The 25,491-nt window shown below is 46.3% G+C and carries 20 protein-coding genes and 2 pseudogenes; 17 read left to right on the top strand and 5 right to left on the bottom strand.

Annotated elements, in window-relative coordinates:
- Window positions 1–332 precede the first annotated feature (332 nt).
- From ACFPXP_RS04620 to ACFPXP_RS04595, 6 genes and pseudogenes are all read left to right on the top strand, one after another.
- The gene (locus tag ACFPXP_RS04620; protein ID WP_379892814.1) at window positions 333–1,013 is read left to right on the top strand and encodes a response regulator transcription factor; all 681 of its coding nucleotides are present in this window, start codon (window positions 333–335) and stop codon (window positions 1,011–1,013) included.
- 83 nt (window positions 1,014–1,096) lie between these two features.
- Entirely contained in the window at window positions 1,097–2,008 is a 912-nt protein-coding gene (locus tag ACFPXP_RS04615) for a sensor histidine kinase (RefSeq protein WP_379892829.1), read from the top strand.
- A 79-nt stretch (window positions 2,009–2,087) separates the two neighbouring features.
- Window positions 2,088–2,795, top strand: coding sequence for an ABC transporter ATP-binding protein (locus ACFPXP_RS04610; RefSeq protein WP_379892812.1), 708 nt, complete (start codon window positions 2,088–2,090; stop codon window positions 2,793–2,795).
- Window positions 2,792–3,556, top strand: a complete 765-nt coding sequence (locus ACFPXP_RS04605) for an ABC transporter permease (protein WP_379892810.1) — start codon at window positions 2,792–2,794, stop codon at window positions 3,554–3,556. Before ACFPXP_RS04610 ends, ACFPXP_RS04605 begins: the two co-directional genes overlap by 4 nt.
- Complete coding sequence (locus tag ACFPXP_RS04600) at window positions 3,553–4,317, top strand: ABC transporter permease (RefSeq protein ID WP_379892808.1); 765 nt, start codon at window positions 3,553–3,555, stop codon at window positions 4,315–4,317. The genes ACFPXP_RS04605 and ACFPXP_RS04600 overlap by 4 nt, the downstream gene beginning before the upstream one ends.
- 219 nt (window positions 4,318–4,536) lie before the next feature.
- Window positions 4,537–4,937 (top strand): annotated as a pseudogene (locus ACFPXP_RS04595) (YkvA family protein).
- Window positions 4,938–5,002: 65 nt separating this feature from the next.
- On the opposite strand, the gene ACFPXP_RS04590 reads toward ACFPXP_RS04595, so the two are convergent.
- Window positions 5,003–5,512 (bottom strand): GNAT family N-acetyltransferase, encoded by a 510-nt coding sequence (locus ACFPXP_RS04590; RefSeq protein WP_379892806.1) that lies wholly within the window; start codon window positions 5,510–5,512, stop codon window positions 5,003–5,005.
- Between the two features lie 237 nt (window positions 5,513–5,749).
- Between ACFPXP_RS04590 and ACFPXP_RS04585 the strand changes: the two genes are divergently transcribed.
- The 3 genes from ACFPXP_RS04585 to ppk1 all read left to right on the top strand — a co-directional run bounded on the left by ACFPXP_RS04585 (window position 5,750) and on the right by ppk1 (window position 9,711).
- Window positions 5,750–6,331, top strand: coding sequence for a DUF4256 domain-containing protein (locus tag ACFPXP_RS04585; RefSeq protein ID WP_379892804.1), 582 nt, complete (start codon window positions 5,750–5,752; stop codon window positions 6,329–6,331).
- A gap of 336 nt (window positions 6,332–6,667) precedes the next feature.
- Entirely contained in the window at window positions 6,668–7,582 is a 915-nt protein-coding gene (locus tag ACFPXP_RS04580; RefSeq protein ID WP_379892802.1) for a Ppx/GppA phosphatase family protein, read from the top strand.
- Window positions 7,579–9,711, top strand: a complete 2,133-nt coding sequence (ppk1, locus tag ACFPXP_RS04575; RefSeq protein WP_379892800.1) for a polyphosphate kinase 1 — start codon at window positions 7,579–7,581, stop codon at window positions 9,709–9,711. Before ACFPXP_RS04580 ends, ppk1 begins: the two co-directional genes overlap by 4 nt.
- A 461-nt stretch (window positions 9,712–10,172) precedes the next feature.
- Here ppk1 and ACFPXP_RS04570 read toward each other — a convergent pair whose 3' ends face one another.
- Window positions 10,173–11,042 (bottom strand): aminoglycoside 6-adenylyltransferase, encoded by an 870-nt coding sequence (locus ACFPXP_RS04570; protein WP_379892798.1) that lies wholly within the window; start codon window positions 11,040–11,042, stop codon window positions 10,173–10,175.
- A gap of 289 nt (window positions 11,043–11,331) precedes the next feature.
- Between ACFPXP_RS04570 and ACFPXP_RS04565 the strand changes: the two genes are divergently transcribed.
- From ACFPXP_RS04565 to ACFPXP_RS04555, 3 genes and pseudogenes are all read left to right on the top strand, one after another.
- On the top strand, window positions 11,332–12,039 hold the full coding sequence (locus tag ACFPXP_RS04565) for a DNA alkylation repair protein (RefSeq protein WP_379892796.1): 708 nt from the start codon (window positions 11,332–11,334) through the stop codon (window positions 12,037–12,039).
- A 210-nt stretch (window positions 12,040–12,249) separates the two neighbouring features.
- Window positions 12,250–12,534 (top strand): annotated as a pseudogene (locus tag ACFPXP_RS04560) (serine hydrolase domain-containing protein); the annotation flags it as partial.
- A gap of 66 nt (window positions 12,535–12,600) precedes the next feature.
- Window positions 12,601–13,779 carry a serine hydrolase domain-containing protein gene (locus tag ACFPXP_RS04555; protein WP_379892794.1) on the top strand — a complete coding sequence of 393 codons (1,179 nt, stop codon included), beginning with the start codon at window positions 12,601–12,603 and terminating at the stop codon, window positions 13,777–13,779.
- A 957-nt stretch (window positions 13,780–14,736) separates the two neighbouring features.
- Here ACFPXP_RS04555 and ACFPXP_RS04550 read toward each other — a convergent pair.
- The 3 genes from ACFPXP_RS04550 to ACFPXP_RS04540 all read right to left on the bottom strand — a co-directional run bounded on the left by ACFPXP_RS04550 (window position 14,737) and on the right by ACFPXP_RS04540 (window position 18,968).
- Window positions 14,737–15,423, bottom strand: a complete 687-nt coding sequence (locus tag ACFPXP_RS04550) for a DUF1961 family protein (RefSeq protein WP_379892827.1) — start codon at window positions 15,421–15,423, stop codon at window positions 14,737–14,739.
- A complete protein-coding gene (locus ACFPXP_RS04545; protein WP_379892824.1) occupies window positions 15,416–18,001 on the bottom strand; it encodes an exo-rhamnogalacturonan lyase family protein in 2,586 nt (861 codons plus the stop codon). The genes ACFPXP_RS04550 and ACFPXP_RS04545 overlap by 8 nt, the downstream gene beginning before the upstream one ends.
- Before the next feature lie 385 nt (window positions 18,002–18,386).
- On the bottom strand, window positions 18,387–18,968 hold the full coding sequence (locus tag ACFPXP_RS04540; protein ID WP_379892792.1) for a zinc ribbon domain-containing protein: 582 nt from the start codon (window positions 18,966–18,968) through the stop codon (window positions 18,387–18,389).
- A 560-nt stretch (window positions 18,969–19,528) separates the two neighbouring features.
- Between ACFPXP_RS04540 and ACFPXP_RS04535 the strand changes: the two genes are divergently transcribed.
- From ACFPXP_RS04535 to ACFPXP_RS04515, 5 genes are all read left to right on the top strand, one after another.
- Window positions 19,529–20,842 carry a serine hydrolase domain-containing protein gene (locus tag ACFPXP_RS04535; protein ID WP_379892790.1) on the top strand — a complete coding sequence of 438 codons (1,314 nt, stop codon included), beginning with the start codon at window positions 19,529–19,531 and terminating at the stop codon, window positions 20,840–20,842.
- 189 nt (window positions 20,843–21,031) lie between these two features.
- Entirely contained in the window at window positions 21,032–21,772 is a 741-nt protein-coding gene (gene truA, locus ACFPXP_RS04530; RefSeq protein ID WP_379892788.1) for a tRNA pseudouridine(38-40) synthase TruA, read from the top strand.
- Window positions 21,773–22,147: 375 nt separating this feature from the next.
- On the top strand, window positions 22,148–23,251 hold the full coding sequence (locus tag ACFPXP_RS04525; RefSeq protein ID WP_379892786.1) for a pectate lyase: 1,104 nt from the start codon (window positions 22,148–22,150) through the stop codon (window positions 23,249–23,251).
- A gap of 234 nt (window positions 23,252–23,485) precedes the next feature.
- On the top strand, window positions 23,486–24,130 hold the full coding sequence (locus ACFPXP_RS04520) for a TraX family protein (protein WP_379892784.1): 645 nt from the start codon (window positions 23,486–23,488) through the stop codon (window positions 24,128–24,130).
- A 257-nt stretch (window positions 24,131–24,387) separates the two neighbouring features.
- A complete protein-coding gene (locus ACFPXP_RS04515; RefSeq protein WP_379892782.1) occupies window positions 24,388–25,470 on the top strand; it encodes a phosphate/phosphite/phosphonate ABC transporter substrate-binding protein in 1,083 nt (360 codons plus the stop codon).
- Window positions 25,471–25,491: the final 21 nt, after the last annotated feature.

Raw genomic sequence — 25,491 nt, 5'->3', positions numbered from 1 at the left:
GCCATTTCAATTCACCTCGTGTATTTAGAGTGATGCTTAGACAACACCATTCTAACTGAGGGATTTGAATATGGCTCCCTTTATTTTTAGGAGCTCTAGCATTTTACACAATTATACGGACTCAACTTTCTTCTCGAAGGGCTTTTTTGTTACCTTGAAACTGACCTTGTTAATTATTTCCACAAGCTGTACTATAATTTTTAGTTGAAATGTATGATTATGTCGGCATTTGATACTCGGATTTTCTTATATAAAAGTTAATAGAAATATATATCTTATTCTTGGATTATTTTTGAGAGAGTTGCGAGAAGAAAAGCAAGGGAAGTGGTGTCATGAAAGCGAAACGTATTCTATATATTGAAGACAATCTAGAAATCGGACGCTGGGTTCAGGAGGAACTTGAAAAGCGGGGATATGCATTTCGCTGGCAGTTATCCGGTGAAAATGTGGAAGACGAAATACAGGGAAGTGATGTGGTTATTCTCGACATCATGCTGCCGGGACTGGACGGTTTTACGATCGGCCAGCGATTGAAGAAAGCAGCGCCTTCGCTGCCCATCTTGCTGCTGTCCGCCCGAGCAGCTGTCGATGATAAGCTGCAAGGACTGCAGTTTGCCGATGATTATGTCACCAAGCCTTTTCACCTCGATGAGCTGGCTGCCAGAATAGAAGTGCTGCTCCGCCGCAATGGAGCGGGACTCCCGGATCATATAAAGCTTGGGCAGCACATCCTTGTTGATCTTTCTGGACGCACGGTGACCAACGAGCGTACTGGAGAAGAAGTTAACCTGACAGGAAAACAATATCAGATTCTTGAGTGTTTCCTGCGCCATCCGAATCAGATTCTTACGCAAGAGCAAATTTGGGCAGCTGTCTGGGGAGAATCATATATCCATGGAGACAAAGCTCTGTCGGTCCATATTCGCCATCTTCGCAAGAAACTGGAACAAGATCCTGATGAGCCGGAAATCATCCAGACCGTACGCGGCATTGGATATCGGGTGAAAATATGAAGCAGCGCTCCTTTTTTCGACGGTACTTAGTAATTCATTTCCTGAGCCTTGTTTTACTCCCCGTAATGATCCTTATGATGGTAATGGGCGTGCAGCCGTCTTCTGATCCGTCCATGGATACGACACGCAGCATACTCGTTTTGATCGGCCTCATCATTACCACCTTTATTTCAGTTTCAGGGGTGTTTTTTTATCGCCTTCGGCAGCAGCTCATCCGCTTGCAAAAGGCGATGACTGTTCCTGGGGACGGTTCCTGGATTCCAGAACCAATCCCAGAACGTGCTTCAGGAATGAATGAAGTGGATCAGTTGGGGGCTTCGTTTAATCAAATGATTCGGAAACTTCGCGATAGCCACCTGCGTGAGCAAGAAGAAGAATCGCTCAGAAAGCAACTAATTGCCAATCTGTCCCATGATTTACGGACGCCGCTGACCGCTCTTCGGGGGCACGCCTCCAGATTGCAAAGAGAACCTCTCAGCCAGGAAGGGATGGCCTCGCTTACAGCGATTGACCACACGATCACGCATATTAGCGAGCTAATGGATGATCTTTTATCCTATACAATGCTTACATCGGGTAAATACCCGTACCATCCTGAGCCCACCGATATGGTTCGATTCCTAAGAACATCTATTGCAACGTGGTATCCAGCATTTGAGAACGCAGGCTTCCATATAGATGCGGACTTGCCGTTCGATGCGACCTTCTCATGGGAAGTCGATCCGCAATGGATGACGCGCGTGCTTAGCAACCTGTTTCAAAATGTCCTTCGCCATGCGGTCGATGGACGGTTTATCGGTATTGCTGTGGATATCAGGCAAGAGCGGTTCATCATTCAAGATCATGGACCGGGGATGAATGCCCTTTCTGCCAATCGCGGCGCTGGGATGGGACTCACCATTTCAAAGTACATGCTAAATGAAATGGGGCTGCAAGTCCATTTTAGTTCAGATGCGATGGGAACGACCGTCTGGATCGGAAAAAAATTAGACTAAACTTAGAAATAATCTTCCCTGATTTTAGACTTGGTTCGATAAGATGTGAAGCATAACAAAGATAAGGAAGGTGTTATGCTTGCTCATTATCGAACAGTTAACCAAACGCCGTGGATCGCACAATATCCTAAACGGCATTAGCTTTAAAGCGAAGCCCGGTCGCGTGACCGGGTTCCTCGGTCCCAATGGCGCAGGGAAAAGTTCTACGCTGCGAATCCTATTGGGACTTGACCGAGCCACATTAGGGACTGCGCTGATCAATGGCGTGCCATACGCCCAGCTTACCGATCCACTGAAGACCGTTGGTGCCGTATTTGACGGATCAGGAGCACATCGGTTGCGCACAGGGCGAGCGCATTTGAATTGGATTGCCAGATCCGCAGGGCTTCCTCGTTCTCGGGTTGATGAAGTCCTCGAAATTGTAGGGCTTGAGCATGCTGCTTCGAAGAGGGTTGGCAGTTACTCACTTGGTATGGCGCGGCGACTAGGCTTGGCTGCCGCACTTCTCGGTGATCCGGAGATTTTGATATTGGACGAACCTACGAATGGGCTTGACCCCGAGGGAATCCGTTGGATTAGGACGTTTCTCCGTGAACGTGCGGCATCAGGGCACACCGTATTATTATCGAGTCATCTGATGGGGGAAATCGCCGAAACGGTAGACGACATTGTTATTCTCAATAAGGGGCACATTGTGGCAAGCGGTACGATTACCGAGATCGTAGGTTCCTATAAGACATTAGAAGATGCCTTCTTCGCTTTTACCACGAGGAGGGGAATCTCATGAAAACAGCGCTTGCCGCTGAGCTTTCAAAGCTTCTCTCCTTACCGACCATATGGATCGCAGTTGCGGTTGGTATACTGGTTGCGCCTGTAATCGCCGCAATCCGCTCCTTTCAGGAGCTTTCCGAAATCACAAAAGGTGTTCATACAGCGGCCGAATACCCTATCGGCTTGGAAGCGTTGGGGTTCGGTGTTCAGGGTGTTATTATTGTTGGCATTATAGCAATCAGTAGTGAGTACTTCACCGAGAGTGAAGAATCCGGCGGCGGACGCCAGATAACCACCAGTTTGACCGCCAACCCATCACGAATTCGTTTTCTGCTGTCGAAAGCGGCTGCCGTTGCAACGGTTAGCGCCATTCTCGCCATCATCGCGATCACTCTCACAATAATTGTGGTTCAGATCATCCTTGTGGAGCATGCTCCTGCGTTTGGGATTACCGATATTTCCCGGATTATCGGCGTTGTATGCTATTGGGTGCTTACCGCGCTGTTAGCCTTAGGAATGACAATCCTGACACGGCACGCCGCTCTGCCGCTGGCCGTTTTGATTGTGAATACCTCCTTCGTGACCGTGACTTATTTGCTGACCCGCATCACCCCTTTGGCCAACTATTTGCCGGATATGGCCGGAATTCGCATGTTGCTTGAAATCAAAGATACCGGGAGTACACTCACACCGCTTTTGGGCGGTGTAGTCATGGCGGCTTGGGTGACCGCATTGTTGTTCTTTGGAACGATTGCCTTTTGTCGGAGGGATGTATGAGTACGTTAATAGCCCGGACGTATGGCCCAGAAATGTATCGGGCGATCAAGGCGGAGCTGTCAAAGTTATGTTCGCTGCCGATTACATGGTTCACTCTCGGCGGTACCTTTATCGTCAATCTTATGCTGGCTTACGCTTACTCAAACGCCGGATTGCAGGGCTTAACCTCCATACAGAGCACGCTACAAATCGGGTTGGCTTCTGTCAGCTTTTCGCAAGCGGGATTTATGATCTTTAGTATACTGACCGTTTGCTCCGAATATAACGGAGGTCAGATTCGCACAACATTGACGGCCATGCCGCGGCGAGGCATCCAGATTTTCGCGGCGTTATTCGCGCTGACAGTCGTGCTCATCCCTGCTGCATTCGTTGTATCATCTTCTGGAGTTCTGCTAACCCAAATTCTAGTCGAAGATGCTGGGGCTCCTATAGTATGGGTACATCTCGTGTTCACCATGCTGGGAGTAAGCGCATACCTCACGTTGACTGCACTCATCAGTGCGGCACTCGGAGTTGTTCTGCACCGGATGCTTCCTGCGCTCGCTATCATGCTCAGTTATTACTACATAGCGGGTCCGCTTATACGGGATCAAGCAGATTTCGCAAAGTATCTTCCAGATAAGGCAGGAGTTGTGATGTGGTTTCCACAGCCCGATCATGCAAGTGCGCTCACCCCAGTGCAAGGCGGCATCCTTTTGGGTGCTTGGACACTTGCCGCAATTATCATTGCTGCGACAGTATACCGAAAGCGAGATGTATGAGCGATTGATGTTAGTTAATAGGCGAGTTGCACACTATTTGTTTGGAGCGGAAATAACGGATGAGAAGTTCATATGGGATTGCCCTCTCTTTTTTGAGAGGGTATTTTTAACATATGGTACATGAGGTTTAGGTAACGGTCTTGAGTCTGCCATTAGGCTGCAAGAAAACAGAAGATCCTGTCGAAGGTGAAATGAACAAAGATTAATTGGAGGGCAATCATGAGGGAATCGAAGGCACTCGCACGAGCAAAGAGTAACGCTAGAGAAATAAAACGGAACATTTTTGTGTTATATCTAGCTTATAAAGACCCGAGAGTTCCGTGGTATGCTAAGTTATTTGCGATTGCAGTTGTGGCATATGCATTCAGTCCAATCGATTTAATTCCTGATTTCATACCCATTTTAGGTTATCTAGACGATTTAATCTTGGTTCCGCTCGGGATCACAATCGCACTAAAAATGATTCCAACTCCAGTGATAGAAGATTGTAAGGAAAGGCGGAGGACATCCGCAAGAACGGTAAGCCTAAAAATTGGGTGACTGGCACCCTATTTATTTTCATTTGGATTTTATTAGCCGTTTGGATTGGGAGCATGTGCTATCACTTCTTCTCGTGGTGAAATGAACCCTTTTTCATGAACAATAATTTTTAATTCTTCTCTGGATAAGGTCCAGTGATTATTTCTCAATCTGCATGTATGAATTCTTTTTCCATAATATAATCATCCATGATAAATCCGTTGCCGATATCTGCGGCTTCTTCCCGTACGATCTGAAAGCCTTTTTTCTGATATACCGCGATGCTCGATTCATTATGACGATTAACCGTCAGCCAAATATGGCTTAGGTTTCGCTCTATGCACAGCTGCTCCAGGAACGCTAGCGCTCGGCTGGCGTAGCCTCGTCCCCGGTACTCCTTTTTGATATAAAACTTGCTCAGGAACAGTTTTTGTTCTTCTTGTCTTACCGACATATATCCGACAGCGAAGCCATCATGGCTGATCAAGTAATATTCATAGCCCTGATGATGAATCTGATCTGTCATCGCTGAAACGGATTGGAATTTTTCTATCATGTAATCGATCTGCTCCATCGTAATAATGGATACATAGTATTCGCGCCAAATTTCTGCCGCCAACCTAGCAAGCTCTGCGATTTCTTCCGCTGTATTCACGAGTGATATCTTAAGGTTCATATCCTGTGGCCGCCTTTCCGCAATTTCTTGTCTACGCTATTTTAAAAGAATACCACGAATTTGTGCAAATCGTTAGCGCATGGAGATACGGTTGGAAATAAGTCAATCAGTCCGTGAAATGGCATGGCGTGTGCAGGTTTCAAAAGACCAATAATGAATGAAAGAAGCTTATCTTTATTAATGATATAATGGAACATAACATGATGATGCCGCGATATTGGTAGGAGGGAAATTCACATGAATCAGACTAGTAGAAAAAATCATAACAAGGAATTGTCACCGGAACAGCGTGAACAACTTATCACCATATTGAAATCCCGTTTTGAGAAAAACTTGAACCGCCATGAAGGTATGGCATGGGCTGAAGTACAATCTAAGCTCGAAGCGAATGCCGATAAATTGTGGTCGCTGAGTGAAATGGAAAGAACCGGCGGCGAACCGGATGTGGTTGGGTATGATTCTCAGACGGACGAATACATTTTCTTCGATTGTTCAGCAGAAAGTCCTAAAGGACGGAGAAGTGTTTGTTTCGACCATGAAGCGTTGGAATCAAGGAAACAGCATAAACCAGGTGATAGTGCCGTGAATATGGCTGCTGACATGGGCATTGAGCTTTTAACAGAAGCACAATACCGGGAGCTGCAGAAACTTGGAAGCTTCGATTTGAAAACATCGAGCTGGGTCCAAACCCCTGCTAACATTAGAAAACTCGGCGGAGCTCTATTTTGTGACCGTCGCTACGATACGGTCTTTGTATACCACAATGGAGCAGAATCCTACTATGCTGCACGGGGATTCCGAGGCTCGCTGCGGGTCTAGAAAAACGTTAAGAATGTCGTTGCGGCGGGTTATTAACGTTACTTTCATCGTAATAGTATTAAGCAATACACATTCTACGTGGGCACATGCAGGGCTGCTACAAACTGCTCTTCAATGGTGAAGTACTGCTCACTAGTAAGCAGGAACGAAAAAAAGCGAATAGGAAATGAATGCAGAAGTACCCTCTCTTACCACGAGAGGGTACTTTTTTTGTATACATAGAGAATTATAATTTCGACATTTTTACTAATTATTCGTGATTTTTAACTATTTTTACATAGCGTTAATAATTGACGTTTATGATGGAAGAAAAGACCTGAAGGGAGTTGGACGAGGTTGATTACGGCGATTATAGATGTCGGATCGAACACGATTCGTCAAATGGTCTACGAATACTCGAATGACAACTATCGGATCCTGTTTGATCGCAAGACGATGGCGGGACTTGTACATTATGTGAAGAAGAAGCGGATGAATGAAGATGGGATACGCTTGGTTTGCGCGACATTGAATGAGTACTTGTTGATGCTGAGGCAGTCACCGGTTACACTGGACAGCATTCATGTCATTGCAACGGCATCCATTCGCAACATTGAAAATACACAAGAAGTCATAGAAGCGATTTTCGAGCACACCGGTTTACAGGTAGAGGTGATTGAAGGAGAGGAAGAAGCAAGGCTCAGCTATATCGGCGCAGCTCAAAGTGTCCATCTGGAAGATGGCGTGCTTGTGGATATTGGCGGCGGCAGCACGGAAATTGCGGTCTTTCAGAATAAAGAAATTTGTTTTAGCGAAAGTCTCTCCATCGGGAGCTTGAATATGTATGAGAGATTCGTAAAGAAGATTATTCCGGCCGAAGAAGAACGTGAGGCCATAGCAGCATGGGTTCGGTACCAGCTCTCTACCTTGAAGGTGCCGGATTTGGGTCCGCTTCCGATCTGCGGCGTAGGCGGCACGATTCGCAATGCGTATAAGCTGAAAGCAAAACTGAACGAGGATACGGATGAGAAAGACATACTCACCACTGTCCAATTGAGAGAATTGCTTCAACGTTTCAAGAATCACAAGAAGAAGCATATTGGCGCTATTCTCTTAAAGGCACCCGACCGCATTCATACACTGATTCCAGGCATGATCGTCCTGCATGAAATTGCGAATTTTTTCCAAAGTGAGTCTGTTTATATTAGCAGAAATGGCATCCGTGAAGGATTTCTATACGATCGAGTGATCAAAGGAAGGGAAAAGTCGTGAATACGATATATCAAGCGGCAGTAGAAACCCCATATATGCAAAATCGCGAGCTCTCATGGCTCAGATTTAATGAGCGCGTGCTGGAGGAAGCGATGGATGAAAGTGTCCCGCTGTTTGAGCGGTTAAAATTCATTTCAATTTTCACCAGCAATTTGGATGAATTCTATATGATTCGGGTTGGCAGTTTGACAGACTTGTCCTACATGGAGGAAGAGCATCGGGATACGAAGACGGGCTGGACAGCACAGGAACAATTAAAACATATTTTCTCGGCAACTGTCCCGTTGTATGAGAAGCGAAATGCTGCATTTGCACAAATCGAGAAAGCCTTGCAGCAACATCAGATTTATCGGATCGGAATGGATGATCTTGACAAGCTGGAGAAACGGCAAGTCGAAGCCTACTATGAACAATACATATACCCTGTCTTGTCCCCGACGGTTGTTGATTCTCATCATCCGTTTCCGCATTTGATGAACAAAGTACCGTATGTGATTTGCAGCTTCGAGGACAAAAAACATACACTGGGGATTATTCCGGTGTCAGCGGCGTTGCCGGCATTCATTACCGTTCGAGAGGAACCTTTTCGCTACATATTAACCATTGATGTCGTAAAGGGTTATGCAAGCCAGCTTTTTCACATGTATAAGCTGCAAAGCGCCAATCTAGTAGCAGTCACCCGCAATGCTGACATTTCTCCGGATGATGAACGGCTCGAATATGATGATGACTTCCGCCAGCTCATGAAGGAGACGTTAAAGAAACGCGCTCGATTAGATCCGGTTCGGCTAGAGGTGCAAGGGGTGCTGCCCAAATCCGTTGAAAAAATATTTCGTGAAAAATTACAGCTGGGTCCCGACCAGATTTTTGGGAGCATGGCTCCCATCGTGATGCAATATCCGTTCGACTTAATCCAGCGCATGCCGGAATCGCTGCAGAACGAATGCCTGTATCCGCCTTTCAAAGCTCACAATGCGATGGAATCGCAGCCTTATCTGTCCATGACCGAGTGGTGTCTGAAAGAGGATGTGTTGCTGTTTTATCCCTATGATTCGATGGAACCCTTCTTGCAGCTTTTGAAGGAAAGCGCGGAGGATCCTCATGTGGTGTCGATCAAATTGACGGTCTATCGATTGGCCAAGCATTCGCAAGTCATTCAATACTTATGCCAAGCTGCGGAGAATCATAAGGAAGTCGTTGTGCTTATTGAATTGAAGGCCAGATTCGATGAACAAAACAATATTGAATGGGCCGAACGGCTTGAGGAAGCAGGCTGCCAGGTGATATTTGGCGTGGAAGGCTACAAGGTGCACAGCAAGATTTGCTTGATCACACGCAAAGACAGGAATACGATCCGTTATATTACGCATATCGGAACTGGAAATTTCAATGAAAAAACAGCAAAACTGTACTCAGATATTTCAATTATTACCGCCCAAGAAGAGATCGGCAGAGATGCAGATGCCTTCTTTAAAAATATGGCCATCTCCAATCTGGAGGGGCACTATGAGCATTTGCTCGTTGCGCCCCATCATTTTAAGGAGCCCTTACTGCAATGTATTGACCGTGAAATAGAGAAATCTAGGCGCGGGGAGCCCTGCCGCATTGTGATGAAATCCAATTCTCTCACAGACAAGGAAATTCTCGAAAGGCTGACCGCGGCCTCTAACGCAGGGGTACCCGTCATGCTCATCATTCGCGGGATATGCTGTCTGCTACCGGGGATTTCAGGACATACGGAGAATGTAGAAGTTCGCAGCATTGTCGGCCGCTTTCTCGAGCATTCGCGTATATTCTGCTTCGGTACGGATGCGGACTGCACGATGTACATCTCTTCAGGCGATTTAATGACACGCAGTACAAGCCGTCGTGTCGAGATTGCTTGTCCGGTCAATAACCCCCATCTCAAGCAGCGTATTCTGCACATCTTAAAACTCCAATTGGAGGATAATGTGAAGGCTAGGCGTTTATCGAGCAATGGCCGGTTCGAGAATGTCGCGGTATCTTTCGGTACAGAGCGGGTAGACAGCCAGAAACAGCTTGTCGACGAATCGTCGCATGTGATGAATCGTCAGATTCGCGGACAACGCAGCTTCTGGCACAAATGGGTCCAAAATTGGCTGCAGTAATTCGGGGGAAAACATGTCCATGACAAACAAGTATTATGGCTCACGGCTCCATAAGCCTATAAGGAAAATAATAGTTAATATGCATAGGATGGCCGATATCATAAAAGCAGCATAAATGAAAGTCCAAAATACTTTATAAAGTGACTTTTGTAAAAATCGCTTGATCTTCATCACCCACGTTTTAAAATTTGTATCACTTAAATCAATTTCATAATACTTCAGCAGCTTTAATCAAGACTACATGTTGTATCGAACGGTTCAATCGATCAATATGTAGTGACAAATTCAGTATTTAGATCATTTATGAAATGGATTCACTTATATAATGCAATTCAAATTCACTAGGTTTCGCTTATATTTCTCAGCTCATACGAAAAAAGCATCCTAAATGAAGCAAGGATGCTTTTTTCAATTACTTTTTCCCAAGGTACGGCTTCTTTTATGTTGCTATTCAAAAGGGATCAGTTCATATCCTTCGCGTCCGAAGGCAGATGATAGACGAGCTGAAGATAATCGTTCACTCGGTTATCTTCGTCCATCGGATACGGATAACCAAAATGCTCGGATACCGTATGTGCCGATTCCCGGAACAGCTTCCCCATTTCAAATAAAGCCTGCCAGATCAGCTCGTAATTCCCGTCTGCAAATGTCCGAACAAATGCATCCCATTTCGGCGGTTCGAGGCATTGTTCGAAATATTTGCCCTCTTTGCCGGGCTCGACCTGAAACCCCGTAGCTGCGCCAATATACCACGTAAGCATACGCATCAGCATATCCCGCACGGGTCCCTCATACATCCGCATGGCATATGGCAGCTGTCTACGCCACAACCCTTTGGCAACGTACGTGCTCACCCACCAAAACTCGTTGCAGCAATGGTAAAATTGAACGTCCGTTGGAGGAGCCGGCAAATAATCGCGATTACTTGGCGGCGGCAGGTGTCCGAATCGTCCATCCTTATCCATCCATACGATGGTCTGGCTGTCATGGTCAAAGCGGTCTAATTGATCGATCTGATACCAGGTTAGGTCGATTCGGTTTCCATCCGTAAACAGCATCAGAAATGCGAACTTATCAAACCGCTCCGCATGAGGATTATCCATCTTGTCCGGAGTCTGCATTATCAATATGTCGCCAAAATGAGAGATCCAGCTCTGATCCTGGACGAAGTCATTCACGGAATCCACCAAATAGACGATATCGTAATCTTGAAACAAATCTTTCGGCGCTTCCGGGTTTGCCCTTGAACCGTTCAATAACACGGCTCGGATTCGTTCATCATGCATCGCAAAATCACAAATGAGCTGCATCATTTCGCGTTCATTTCGCATACACGCGTCACTCCTCTTGATTTTTCATTGCTTCGCAAAACTGGAAACAGGAGGAGGCCCTCGGGCATCATATGGTTACAGCTTGTTCATTTCTTTTTTCATGAATTGCTCACCTACCCCTCTTCAAGATCACTTTGTTATACTATAACACCGGCTAACACACAGGGTTAAGCTTAAATTCGATGGATAGGAAGATACATGTTAAGCATGACATGAACTAACTTTAACAGATCTTGCAAACGCCTTATAATTATGGTTATACCTCTAGCTAAAAAGGAAGTGTGAATCAATGAATATAGAAATGGTGATGCAGGAGCTTGAAGCACTCGGCAAGGAACGACTCAAGAAAATGTACATGTCCAATGGCGCACGCGAACCGCTTTTTGGTGTGGCAACGGGCGCAATGAAACCCATCGCCAAGAAGATCAAAATCAATCAACCGTTAGCTGAAGAGCTTTACGCCACGGGAAACTATGACGCGATGTATTTTGCCGGCATCATTGCCGATCCGAAAGCGATGACTCCAGCGGACTTTGAGCGTTGGATGGACGGAGCTTATTTTTACATGCTGTCCGATTATGTGGTTGCGGTCACTTTAGCAGAGACCGATATTGCACAGGAAGTGGCAGATCAATGGATCGCAAGCGGAGAAGAGCTGAGAATGTCGGCAGGATGGAGTTGTTACTGCTGGCTTTTAGGCAGTCGGCCAGACCATGAATTTGATGAACATAAAATCGCGAGTATGCTTGAGGTTGTAGAAAAGACGATTCACGATGCTCCCGAACGTGCGAAAGCTTCGATGAATAATTTTATTTACACGACAGCGGTATCCTATTCGCCGCTCCATGATAAGGCCGTCGAGACCGCGAAGGCCGTTGGCCCGGTAGAAGTCAAACGAGATCATAAAAAAAGCAGCATCCTGCTCGCTTCTGAAAACATTCAAAAGGCCATGGACAGAGGACAGCTTGGCTTCAAACGCAAATATGTAAGGTGTTAAATACGCGAGCTTATACCGCTTATCGGAGCCATCGGATGATATACTTATCCGTTTCCGAACAGAAAATTGAAGAAAAAAGGGGCCTTGAGCCCCTCTCTTGGTTTGAAATCTATATAAACATCGTGTGTCTTAACATAAGGCAATATTGCAGCCGCTCAGTATGCAAGAATTCTCCTCCTTCATAGATCGGCAAATACCAAAAATTCTCCTCTTACACTGACTCTCCGTGACATGGCACGTTTCGGTCTGCTTTATTTAAACCAAGGTATGTGGAACCATCAACAAGTAGTTGCAAGGACCTGGATTACAGAATCCATTTCGGCACACTCGGGTTCTTATGGATATCTATGGTGGCTGCGTGAGGAAGATGGAGTCTTTGTATACTTTGCTATGGGAGATGGCGGGAACATCCCGGATAAAGACATTGTCGTCGCAATTGCCTCCCACTTCGATATGCCTAAACGAGAATTTCCATTGACGCGAATGATGTTTTGATAGAACATATTTAGTAGAATCTGGATCGTTCGCGGTCCAATACACGTTAAAGGAGACACTCTCGATATGTTAGATCAAACTTTAATTCGTAGATTGAAAGAAACTTTAAAAACAGGCATCGAAAACCGTGAAGTTGCCGGCGCCAATTTACTGCTGATCCAAGAGGGCAATGAGATCTTTTATCATGAAGACGGTTTAGCGGATCGGGAAGCCAAGCTTCCCATCCAACGTGACACCCTCTTCAGGCTGTACTCCATGACGAAACCAGTTACTGCCGTGGCTGTGATGATATTGATGGAACGCGGGCAGATTGATTTGTTTGATCCTGTAAGCAAATTTCTGCCCGGATTTAAAAATCAAAGAGTCGAAGAAAACGGCCGATTAATTCCGGTAGATCGAGAAGTCAATGTATATGACCTGCTTTCCATGACTTCGGGATTGGTTTATGGAGGTCTTGGCATGGCTGGACGGGAAACCGAGGCCTTATTTCAAGAAATCGATCGCAGATTGTTAACCGATTCGCCGCTGAGTACATTAGAGATCAGCAATCGATTAGGTCAGTGTCCACTAGCGTTTCAGCCGGGATCCTCTTGGGCGTACGGCACCTCAGCCGATGTGCTCGGGGCAGTCGTCGAAGTGGTCAGCGGCATGCGTTTTGGACAATTTCTGCAGAAGGAATTGTTCGAACCGTTGGGCATGAAAGATACCGGATTCTGGCTGCCTGAAGAAAAGCGCATACGCTTGGCAAAGACGTACCAAAACGACGAGAATGGCGATTTGATGCTCTATACAGGGAATAATCTCGGCATTGTTCATCAGATGGACCGTGATCCGGCATTCGAATCGGGCGGAGCCGGCCTCGTTTCGACGATTGATGATTATGCTAAATTTGCTACTATGCTGATCAATCAAGGCCATTTTAACGGTGTTCAAATTTTGCAGCCGAGAACGGTCCATTATTTCTCATCGGCAACCCTTCATGCAGACCAGCAAAAAGCCTTTGATTCGTGGCATACACTGCGGGGACACAGCTACGGCAGCTTAATGCGCGTCATGACGGATTGCAAGAAAGCTGGTTTTCTGGGCAGTCCGGGCGAGTATGGATGGGACGGCTGGCTGGGAGCTTATTTCTGCAATTGTCCGCAGGAAAAGCTGACTTTCCTGTTCATGATCCAGAAGAAGGACGCCGGAACAACCGCTCTGACTAGAAAGCTGCGGAATATTATATTCAGTTCGTTACAATAGTCATTTGAACAATTAAACACCGTCACATGGGAGCGATGAGCTCCCTTTTCTTTGTATAAACCTATGAAGGGAATAAGCAATATTTTAGCAGAATTCAGCAATATTCAAGAGGAATGATGATCATCTATCCAACTACTATGAAAGAAAGGCTCTTTAGCTCCACCCATCATAGAAATCTAATAAAAGGAGTCGTTTATGGATATTCATTCTGTTTTCAACGAATTTCCTTTGGAGGGGTTTTACTTTTTAAGTAGAATGTGATCTATAACGCAATGATAAGCAAGTGAAGAATAAAATCAATATTGTTATTGGTTTATTGGAAATGAGTGGAATAACATATGAACAAGATTCTCATCATAGGAATTGTAGCTAGCGGCAAGACCACATTGGCAAAACGGATATCAGAAGAATTACATGTGCCTTGGTATGAGCTGGATTGCATCGTACATCATCAGACTGCGTCAGGGAGATATAAACGCACGGCCGACGAGCAGGTTGAAGTGATCATGGAGATTGATCAAAGCGGCCCATGGATCTTCGAAGGTACCGATCGAGAATCCTATCAATGTCTCTATGATATGGCCGATACCATCATATTCTTAGATACTCCGCTGTGGAAGCGTAGAATAAGAATCCTCACTCGATTCATAAAACAAAGGCTCGGGATGGAAACGAGTCACTATAAACCTACGATGCAGATGCTAAGGATGATGTATCGATGGACACGAGAGTTCGAAAGCAGCAGAAGCCTTTTTGAAGCTAAACTGCAATCATATCAGCATAAAGTAATCCGCCTTCGTGACAACTCAAGCTTACATTTTTTGACGGAGCATGCAAGGAACTGATCAAGTCGACACTTAACAGCAAATGAATAACTAATCTTGACATCAAAAAGAGGGGGCTTTCATCCCCCTCTTCCTATTTTCCTCTCATTGGTTTATTGACCGGCCGCTTGTTTTATGGACTATACACCTGCAAATTGCTGTATTCGGCGATAAGCGGGGCCATCTGCCGAAAACCCAGCTTACCTCCTCCCAGCACTGAACCGAATTCCGTGCCGTCATCCGTCCAATCGAGCACCGGCAATTCATTGATTCTGAACTGAATGTGCCCTCCTTGCTTGATCAGGAGCAGCCGGTAAGGCTGCAAGCAGTCCGCCGTCCCGGGAATCGGGTCCGCTCCTTGTGTGACGAGATGAAATCCGTAGCTTTTCCGCAAATTGCACGTATGAAACTGACGCTCCTCCGGCCACATGCGGCGGAAATAAGACAAGTGGTAGGCGTTGATATCTCCGTGATGATATTGATCATAGATGCCTGCCCGAGGTGCAAGTAACGGATCGAACAAATCCTGCCCCTTATCGCCGCGGGCTGAGAAGAATAAGATCGCCAATCCCGGCTCGCGAATCGGAAGGAATTCCCACGACACCGCATAGTCATCGCCGCACTCATAAGGAGCCCAGAAAACCAAATTTGCGGCTTGCCCTTCCTCGGGGGAGCGCACACTTTCTAACCGCATTCGCTTTAACGGGAAAGTGACTGCACCATCGCCTTCCATTCGAAATGATTTAACGTCCTCCGCGTTCGCTAAAGCATTCTCATAACGCAGCATCCACCCTTCCGGAATCAGTGAAGGTTTATCCATCTGCGTATACACCCTCTTCCTCCTTAAGGTAGTCTGTGATCAGCGTCAGTGCGATGATCGTATTGAGCGACCATTGGGCAGCTTCATTCGTATTGATCCAGTCGATTTCCTGAATGTCTCTCACTTGCTTGACGTTTACCGCATCCTTCTGCAGATCGACTTTCGCATATGGATTCCCGAGCAGGATCGACCACACTTTCTCCGCTGTCTCCTGATCGCGTCGATAATAAGCGCCATACGCCGCAATGCCCGCACTGAGCACGGGATGTTCGAAGCGCTTCGTGCTGATCGCGCTATGCGTCAACTGATCCTTCTGCTCCTGCGTCATATTGTAATAAACGCCGAACTCGGCTAGCATCTCCGGCCACTCAGGATCCTGAATCATATCCGCGAGCTCGAACCATACCTGAGGTCCGCCCATACTTATCGCCAAATGTCGTCCCCAGTTATCATCACCCATCGGCGACAAACGACCGGTCTTCGGATCGTAGCCATAGGTTGGACCGGAAATGAGCCGATAATTGGCTTGCTTGATGCACTCAATGCCGGTTAAAATTTTGTCCCGATAAGCAGTATCCTCATACCGTTCCCAGCGCGTCATCCAGTTCGAGCTGAACGCCGCCCAATCTGGGCCGACACGAATGTGTGTCGGATGCTCATCCTTCGGGAAGTAAGCCCGCATCGGGTCAAGCTGTACTGTTGCGAAGTCCGCATCCTTCACTTCATCCATTTGATCTCCAATCCGTTCATCGGCAGTCAAATAATAGTAGTAGCGATGCAGTCCAGCCATCGCGATCCGCGCTTCCTTGCATCCACAGCCCCAATGCACGACGTTATGCCGTGAGCCTAGACCTGCATATTCTCCGAAATGATAAACGTCCACTTCACTCGTATGGCGGGTCATCGCTTCCGCCATGCGGAAGATGTCCTCGCGTCCCGTGCGTAAAAACATGACCCACAGCCACATATTCGGTGCGAGCTCGGTATTTTGCCATGCGCAGCCTCCCAAATCGTAATTCCATACATGCCGTACAGGGTCATAGCTGTGCATGAAGTCTCCATAGTCCCAGAATCCGTACCAGCGCCGCTGTTCAACTTCATTTTGGTAAAAAGCAATGATACCGTCCAGGCGATCTTCAAGCTGTTGTCGAAGTGGCGTACTTCGATCAGGAAGACCCCAGATGCCGAAAGCACCCGTATCTCGATAATAGGACGGTTCGCATACGAGGAGCGGCGGAGATTCAAGCTGCTCCTGCATGAGCTGCAGTTCTTCCGACCCTGGCGTACGCGAAGTACACCATAACGTAAGCTCATTCGTATTGGCGATCCCGTACGGCGTGGCGCGCAGCTCCTCGGCACCCTCGTAGGACGATTCAACATGCGTCTCGGTGTCATAATGCCGCAGATCCATTGCCTGCGCGTCCGGCGACCAAAACCATGCAGTGAACTCCGTTTCTGCTTGAGCCATGCCCTTGATCTCCATCCCGGACGGATACTTTCTCCAAAAATGGCGAATCCCCGCTGCCAATCCTCCGCCTCTGCTGCCTACATACGTAAGTCCGCCTGCTCTATGTCCTTCCGCTGCTTTCAGCCAGCTGCAAACCTGCTTTGTCCGTTTCCAAATACGATAATGATCCGCGGTTTCCTGTACGATTTTGAAATCATCCCACGTGGCCGAGTCATCTAATAAACCAAGGAAAAATGAATCCTCCTCCGAGTCCATTTGGATCATTTCACCCGCTGTTTGCCGTATGTACAGCTCTCGGTATTTCCCGCCCGTTCGTCTGGTGTGAAGGGTTTTCGGTGACTCGCTGAATACACCTGTATCGCCAACGATCCGAACGTGCCGGTTATACAGCTCACCCTGCATCGGAACGGCAAACGATATGCCAAGCCCTTTGAGGCCATCCTCGTTAGGATTACCGTCATAAAACATGGTGTGGACGATACGGATCGATTCGGTCCCTGCATAAAAATACAGCCTGATACAAAATGGAATCCATTCCCGCCTGCCCGCAGATGCCGATGCCTGGTGTCTGCCGTCCACCTTTAAAACCGCTCTTACGGGACCATTTTGTTCCACCTTCACACTGTAAATATGCCCTTCAAACCTCTCCTCTCGTCTGATTACCTCGCCAGACACCGCTTGCGTTTCCTCACCCAAGCATACGAGCTTTCCACCCGTGCAGACAGTTTCGCCATCCCGAACGATACTGCGGATGACTGGACCGCCTTGCTTTGCCAAAGTACAGACGATCAGCCCCGTATCCACTACGATGGTTTCGTCTGTTTCTCGTACGGTCACTTGCTTATCCAGTGTCAGAGGTTCTCCTCGGCTAACCTCAAACTCCGTTTTCCCTTCCGGACATATAGCCGCATGTGCCGACCATTTTATGCTGCCGTCCGGCCAATACGCCGTCGCCCAGCTTTGCATCGGAATCATATTCGTGCTTCCATCATTTAACCGAAGCTGTGGCAGTTCCTCCCGCTTCAGATCCCCTTCGCTCCACGGAATGCCCCAAGTAACACCTGTTGAATCGATCAATTGCTTTTTCAAAGGACGCAGCTTCACCATCATTTTATCCGTTGGATTGCTCATGACTTACCATCTCCTTTGGTAGCCATTGTAGAGGGCCCTGAAGTTTACAGCAATTAGACTTTTTTGCGGCCATTCCTTCAACATTAGGCAAGCTTATTCTTAACGGTTGTTCCAGCCTCGCAAAAGTAGAGAAGTTTGCTATACTTTGATTTCGTGCTTTCAAATGAGAAAAACTCCTATCGGAGTCATTCGAGGAAGAGTGACCGCGTTTTAGTGAAAGCTTTTATCGCAGGCAGGAAAGTTTAACCCTTTATTACTTTAATGAAGTTAAACATTCCTATGTGGTAAAAAAAGACGCTCTCTCCCCTTATAAATCAGGGAAGAGAGCGCCTCGTGAATTTCATTATATTATCGTTTCGTATGCCTACATCTTGGAACCGCAGTGACCGCAAAATTGGCTTGAAGGATTCGCTGCTTTTCCGCATTGTCCGCAAAACCTTTTGACCGGAATGCCCATTTGGGCCTGAGGTTGAACCTGCGAGGGATGCCCGGATCCCATAGCGATTTTCTGCTCCTTCACAAAAGAAGTAATGATGACCACAATGGATGCGATGAGTGCAAGATAGATCCCGATGCCGGGACTGACATCTATCGGTCCGTAAAAATAATCTTGTGCATGATCCTCCTCAACGGCTTTAAGAATAAACATCCATGCCACCGAGAAAATACCGGAAATCATCGATAAAACAAGTCCAAGCATCCGTTTGTTATGGAACACTAGAATAAGCACACCAATTGCTGGCAGGGCTAAAAATATCGTTCCAATCATTTGAGCCTCTTCATCTGATTCTGCTGTTAATAGTTGGATCGGTGAATCGATGCCCTCATACCCTATAAACTCAATAATCGCACGGTACGAACCCTGCACATCAACAACTGGCATGAAAAAGCAAATAATTAATGCAGCCGCCGCAATCATTTTTATTACTTTTGCCGGATGATTCAAGTTGATAAGCCCCCAATAAGATCAGTATGTACAGTAACACCAAACTACGATTAGTTCATTTATCCTAATCGTCCTCTTTGATTATATGATCTATGTAAATATTTGTCGATAGATTCACGCAATCCAGGAAAAATAAAAAGCCTGGCAAGCGCCGGACCTTAAACTATCGATAGATGGTGGATTATGGTAAAATATTCTTATGCGCAACACAACTTGTGGTGGCATAGGCTCCCTCCGGAAAGGAGTTGATGCCTATGGAGATGGCTCTTCTTCTGTTAGGTACTCTGATCGCACTGGGTCGACTGATCATTGCGTTTCTGGAATACCGCATGAAAAAGAAGTAACCCGCCACAGGTTGACGGCCTAGCGGGCTAGCTTCATCCTTGAACACTATGGGAGGGAGTTCCACCCAAGTCAAACGTTGTGCGGGAGACGGTGGCCGCCGTCTCCTTTTTCTATTTTTAGCATATCACAGGAAGAATATGCCTTACAAGGGACGCGCGAGCTTTCCAAACCTAATATGATGCATATTTACCAAAACAAAGCGAGGAACAATGAATATGAGAACCTCTCATACATTTATAGAACATATACAGCACTGGGCACGAGCATACGACCGTAACGGGTATTTGAACGGATCGATTCTCGTTGCCTCCCATCAACAAGTCCTGCTTCAGGAAGGCTTCGGTATGGCGAATTGGGAACATCGGGTACCGAACACTTCCAAAACAAAATTTCGTATCGGCTCTTTGACCAAAGCCTTTACGGCGATGTGTATTTTCCAGCTGCATGCAAGCGGCAAACTCCATATACACGATGAGATCGGAAAGTATCTGAAGAATTATCCGAACGGGGATCAGATCACAATTTACCACTGTCTGACAAATAGCGCAGGCATTCCGAATTACACGAGTTTTTCGGATTTTTGGTTCCGTACCATGAGATTGCCTATGACGTTAGATCAGCTGATCGATTCCTTCAAGGGGCTGGAACTGGAATTCACTCCCGGCAGTCAATTCGCCTATTCATCGTCTGGCTACGCTTTACTGACCCAAATCATTGAAATCGTATCCGGCATGCCGTATCCATCCTATATTCTCGAACATATATGCCGCCCTTTAGGGATGAAGCATACCGGCTGCGATGACGGCAGCGAGCTTATATCCGGACTGGCCAGCGGATATTCCTATTGGGAAAAGCCTATACATGCCGCTTATGCGGACATGTCGTTTCCCTTAGGAGGATACGGGATGTACTCTACGGTAGAAGATCTATATATCTGGGATCAGGCCTTAAGATCGAATGCATTGATCGATGGAGAGCTGACCGATCTCATGTTCACCCCATACAAAGGATCTTACGGGTGCGGCTGGATGGTCTCTGATTTTCTTGGCAAATCTTGCATTCACCATTTTGGCGATATTAGCGGTTACTTTAGTGATTTTCTTCGGTTTCATGACGAGCAAGTGACGGTCATTTTCCTAAGCAATATGAATGTGACACCCGTTTCACATTTAAGCAGAGAATTGGCCAAGATCGTCTTTGGAGGACGTGCCGCTCTGCCTGTCGAAGCTAAGGCCATTCCAATGACGTTCACTGAATCCTTCATTGGAAGCTATCGGGCACATGATGAATCATTCGTTGTATCGGTTAATGAAAAAAATGAAGCGCTGTATGTCACCGTTCCTAAAATGTACGGGGTCATGTATAAGTTCAAGCTTATCCCCGTTTATCAAGACTCGAGTAAGACGGCCTTTGTCACTGAAATGATCCATGAAACGCTCGTGATCCACTATGCAGGTTCCGGAGAAATCACAGGTGCCGATTATACCGATTTTCATGGCAGGTCACATAAGCTGCATAAAGTTTGTTAGCTGCTATTGTTACAGTATACTTTCTCCTCAAAATGTAAGTTGGATCGTGAAGCATGGTTAAGACGCGGCATAATAGACCAGGATATAATAAATCCATTACACAGTCTGTCCGCTGTTCAATCCGGACGAATACCGTTATACTGATGAGAAAACACTAAATTAGCATGAACTGTAAAAAGGAGCACAACCATGTACAATTATAAATTAACCATTCAATATGACGGCGGACGCTACAAAGGCTGGCAGCGTCTTGGCGACAGTGATAATACGGTTCAAGGAAAAATTGAAAAAGCGTTGTCCGTACTCGTCGGTCACCAGGTCGAAATCATTGGAGCAAGCCGGACGGACGCGGGAGTTCACGCACTTGCACAGATAGCCAACTTCAAGATCAGCGAACCGATCGCAGAATCGAAAATGATGAATTTCTTGAACCACTATCTTCCGCCAGATATCTGCATTACCAGGGTGGAGCTGGTCGACGATCGTTTTCATGCACGCTACCATGCGAAGGACAAGACCTACCTGTATAAGATTTGGAACGAAGAATACAGCCATCCTTTTATGAGAAAGTACAGCATGCATGTGAAGAAGAAGCTGAGCCTTGAGGAAATGAAAAAAGGCTGCCAGTATTTTATCGGAGAGCACGATTTCACGGTTTATTCCAATGCCAAATCGAACAAAAAAGACATGGTGCGAACCATTTATTCGATGGATGTTGAAGTAAGCGATGGATTCATCCAGTTTCGTGTATGCGGCAACGGTTTTCTGTACAATATGGTTCGGAAAATGATCGGGACCTTGATCGAGATTGGATTAGGTGAAAAGAAGGCAGAGGAAATTCCCGCCATTCTTCAGTCAAAAGAACGACGCCAGACCGGCGGAATGGTTGACGCATGCGGACTGTATCTGGAAAGGATCAACTTTCAATAAACATTTGGGACGAGGTTTATCAACCTGCGTCCCTTTTTATTGCATCAGAAATTCATCGCTACATTCTACAAAGTGAAATGGAATGAAGTGAGATGATCAAGAAGTAGTTCACCACAACCCTTGCGGCTGTCATCTGCTTGATTTTCTGTGCGGTCATCTTTGTTCGACATATCAAGGAAGTATGGTAAATTCAACGGTTGTTCAGGAGAAAAGATTTATAGACTATTTATAGATAAAGATTTTAATAAATGATTAACAAGTTTGTAATTATATGGTATAATATTACTGAATTATAAGGAAAGGAGGTAAGGTAAGCCCCCATCTTGTAAGCGCTTAATTCGAGGTGTAATTAACGAAGAAGAGGAGGAAAAAAGTATGATGAAGAAGATTCTCTCTCTACTGACAGCGATTGTCCTTACGTTAACACTGACACCAACGATCGAAAAAGCAAGTGCTGCAACGGTGCAAGATCATGGATTGTACAAAATTATTAACCGGCACAGTGGACAAGCCCTAGAGGTCTATAATTGGTCGCACGACAACGGCGCGAATGTTTCCCAGTGGGAAGACCTCGGCGGTGACAATCAATTATGGCGTTTCGTCAGCGTAGGCAACGGCTATTATCAAATCATCAATGCCAATAGCGGACGTGCCCTCGAGGTATTTGAGTGGTCTACAGCCGATGGTGGAAATATCGTTCAATATCAAAACTTGAATAATGCGAATCAGCACTGGAGGCTGGAAGACAGCGGCGGCTATGTACAGCTGAAAAACCGTCACAGCGGAAAAGTCGCTGAAGTATATAATTTCTCTCAAGAACTTGGCGCCAACATTACTCAATGGACGGACCACGACGGAGCGAACCAGCAATGGACTTTGGTCAAAGTTTCTCCTAGCTCCACTACCGTCAATTCGACGATTGTCGTGGGTGCTGGACAAGTATTCGACGGTCAAGGCAGAACCTATATTGCCGGCTCGGCCTTAGGTGACGGCAGCCAAAATGAAAATCAGAAGCCTGTCTTCCGTCTGGAAGATGGCGCAACGCTTAAAAACGTTGTGATCGGTTCTCCAGCCGCTGATGGAATCCATACCTACGGCAATGTGAATTTATCCAATATCGTTTGGCTGGATATCGGTGAAGATGCTTTAACCATTAAAGAATCGGGAACGGTCACACTGAATGGCGGAGCCGCTTATAACGGCAGTGATAAGGTATTCCAAATCAATGCGCCGAGTACATTCAATCTGTACAATTTTGTCGCGAATAATGCGGGCAAGCTAATCCGTCAAAATGGCGGCACCACGTATACCGTTAACGTCCATATCGATAGCTGTGACATTTCCGATATGGATGAAGCGATTTTCAGAACAGACAGCAGTTCCAGCAGTGTCACCATGACGAATACAGTGTACTCCAATGTAGGAGACAAATGGATCGTCGTACAGCACGTGACGGAACACAACAACACGGAATATTAAAAAGCAGCTTCAAAGCTAAAGCCCGTTGGAATGACTCCGGCGGGCTTTTCCAATGGCTCTTCCCGAATCCATATAACACCGCTCTACTGCTCCGCCTTCTTACCCATTCCATGTCATGTATATAACTTCGGCTCTCCACATTCCTTACCCGCCCGAGTGTGCTATACTTTTATCGAATTGATCGAAATCTTCACTTATAGATCCCTTTAACGCTTGAAAGGTTTGAATTCGCATATGTTTATGTTGCAGCTTATAGCCATGATCACGATGACGATCGATCATATCGGCATTTTATTCTTTCCCGATGAAGAGGTGTGGCGAATCATCGGACGCTGTGCCATGCCGATCTATCTCTATTCACTCGTTCAGGGATACAGGCTGACTCGTTCGTTCAACCAATACACGATTCGATTAGGCCTGATCGCACTCATAGCCCAGCCGTTTTATATGGCGATGCTCGGCGGGTACCAGATCAATATCATCGGAACCTTCTTATTGATTCTTCTGCTGTTTCGGATACTCGATTCAAATCGATCATTTGAAATCAAAGCCGTTCTATTCGCTTGCGTGTTTTTGGTCTTGGAAATCCTCTCCTTTGACTATGGAGCTTATGCCCTCCTATTAGGTCTCATTTATCGTTATGTGCCGGTGCCATGGATGATGGCGGCTTGCCATGCGGCGCTAAATGTTCTCGTTTGGATGAATGATTCGAACATCATCCGCATGTACAGTACGTTCGGTACGCTTCTCATATGGCTGTTTGCCTTCGGCACATTTGGGCGATTCCAATCTATTCGGCTGCCCGCATGGCTTTGGCGCTCCTTTTATCCGGCACATCTCTTTATCCTCGTGCTGATGAGCATTGTTTTGACATATTAACCATTGACCATCTATTCGGCTATTCTCCGTCATCATCGAAAAACAATGCTCCTCTGCTTTCTTAATGTTTCCTGTTTCCACACCGGACTCAACGGTACGAGAGCAATCCCCTTTTTTTCTACGATGCAACTTCCACTTACAATAGATATCCTCATTTACTAAAAAATTACATGGATTTAACAATAAACAAATGTTCTCCCGCTATAGTCAAAGATAGATTTAAACCTATTTTTGGATTTAAGAAGGGAGTTCACTTCATGCAGCAAAAAAGATGGTTATTATTCGGATTATTAGTCATGATCGCTTCTTTAGTCATCGCATGTGGAAACGAAAAGAATGAAGGGGAGAAAGAAAACAACAACACAGCGGGTGCAGCAGGTGATGTTACGGAGAACGTATCGATCGACAAGCTTTCCATTGGGTTCGTGCCGTCACGCAATCCGGATGAAATCATTACAGCAACGGAACCACTAAAGAATCTCCTCAAAGAAGAAATGGCGGGTCTAGGCTACGACGTGAAGGAAGTGGATATTACGGTCGGAACAAACTATGAAGCCGTGGGAGAGGCGTTATCCGCCGGAACGACGGACATTGGTTTTATTCCCGGCGGAACGTACGTCATATACGATGACGACGCCGAAGTCATTCTGACCTCCACTCGTGCCGGACTCAGCATCGATTCCGACGATCCGAAGGAATGGAACGACAATAAACCAACGGCACCGACAGATGTTCAGACAAACTATTACCGCGCATTGATCATTGCCGGACCATCTGATAAGGGACAGGCGCTTTCTGAAAAAGTAAACAACGGCGAATCTCTGACCTTCGATGACTTAAACGATGCGACATGGGCCGTCATGTCCTCCTCTTCCCCCGCAGGCTACATCTATCCTGCTCTATGGCTTCAGGAAAACTATGATAAAACCATTACAGATCTAGATAACGTCGTGCAGGTTGATTCTTACGGCAACGCATTCGCGCGCCTTGCAGCCGGACAAATTGACATTCTCGTAACCTATGCCGACGCCAGACGAGATAACGAAGCGGCTTGGACTTCCGATTTCAGTCGTACCCAATCGATTTGGGATGAGACGAACGTCATCGGTGTAACACCGGGGATTTATAATGACACGATCAGCGTAAGCAAAAGCAAAGACTCCAATATCATCGATGAAGCAATGAAAGAGGCGCTTCAGGAAGCCTTTATGAATATTGCCGGAACAGAAGAAGGCAAGAAGGTCATCGCCATCTATAACCACGAAGGCTATCAAAAAGCTGTTCCTGAAGACTATGACAATGAAAGAGAAGCACAGAAAATCGTACAAAGCTTGAAATAAAAGGGTTTCTCAAATTTCACA

The organism is Marinicrinis lubricantis, assembly GCF_042658665.1.
In the GTDB taxonomy this organism is placed as follows: domain Bacteria; phylum Bacillota; class Bacilli; order Paenibacillales; family KCTC-33676; genus Marinicrinis; species Marinicrinis lubricantis.
The sequence above is the reverse complement of the archived record's forward strand: the minus strand, read 5'-3'. Positions and strand labels throughout refer to the sequence as shown.

Coding starts and splice junctions, on each gene's coding strand:
- ACFPXP_RS04555 (WP_379892794.1), top strand. CDS start 12,601: ATGTTAGATCAAACTTTAATTCGTAGATTGAAAGAAACTTTAAAAACA.
- ACFPXP_RS04550 (WP_379892827.1), bottom strand. CDS start 15,423: ATGGATAAACCTTCACTGATTCCGGAAGGGTGGATGCTGCGTTATGAG.
- ACFPXP_RS04520 (WP_379892784.1), top strand. CDS start 23,486: ATGTTTATGTTGCAGCTTATAGCCATGATCACGATGACGATCGATCAT.
- ACFPXP_RS04525 (WP_379892786.1), top strand. CDS start 22,148: ATGATGAAGAAGATTCTCTCTCTACTGACAGCGATTGTCCTTACGTTA.
- truA (WP_379892788.1), top strand. CDS start 21,032: ATGTACAATTATAAATTAACCATTCAATATGACGGCGGACGCTACAAA.
- ACFPXP_RS04600 (WP_379892808.1), top strand. CDS start 3,553: ATGAGTACGTTAATAGCCCGGACGTATGGCCCAGAAATGTATCGGGCG.
- ACFPXP_RS04585 (WP_379892804.1), top strand. CDS start 5,750: ATGAATCAGACTAGTAGAAAAAATCATAACAAGGAATTGTCACCGGAA.
- ACFPXP_RS04615 (WP_379892829.1), top strand. CDS start 1,097: ATGGGCGTGCAGCCGTCTTCTGATCCGTCCATGGATACGACACGCAGC.
- ACFPXP_RS04590 (WP_379892806.1), bottom strand. CDS start 5,512: ATGAACCTTAAGATATCACTCGTGAATACAGCGGAAGAAATCGCAGAG.
- ACFPXP_RS04515 (WP_379892782.1), top strand. CDS start 24,388: ATGCAGCAAAAAAGATGGTTATTATTCGGATTATTAGTCATGATCGCT.
- ACFPXP_RS04545 (WP_379892824.1), bottom strand. CDS start 18,001: ATGATGGTGAAGCTGCGTCCTTTGAAAAAGCAATTGATCGATTCAACA.
- ACFPXP_RS04565 (WP_379892796.1), top strand. CDS start 11,332: ATGAATATAGAAATGGTGATGCAGGAGCTTGAAGCACTCGGCAAGGAA.
- ACFPXP_RS04535 (WP_379892790.1), top strand. CDS start 19,529: ATGAGAACCTCTCATACATTTATAGAACATATACAGCACTGGGCACGA.
- ACFPXP_RS04570 (WP_379892798.1), bottom strand. CDS start 11,042: ATGCGAAATGAACGCGAAATGATGCAGCTCATTTGTGATTTTGCGATG.
- ACFPXP_RS04620 (WP_379892814.1), top strand. CDS start 333: ATGAAAGCGAAACGTATTCTATATATTGAAGACAATCTAGAAATCGGA.
- ACFPXP_RS04605 (WP_379892810.1), top strand. CDS start 2,792: ATGAAAACAGCGCTTGCCGCTGAGCTTTCAAAGCTTCTCTCCTTACCG.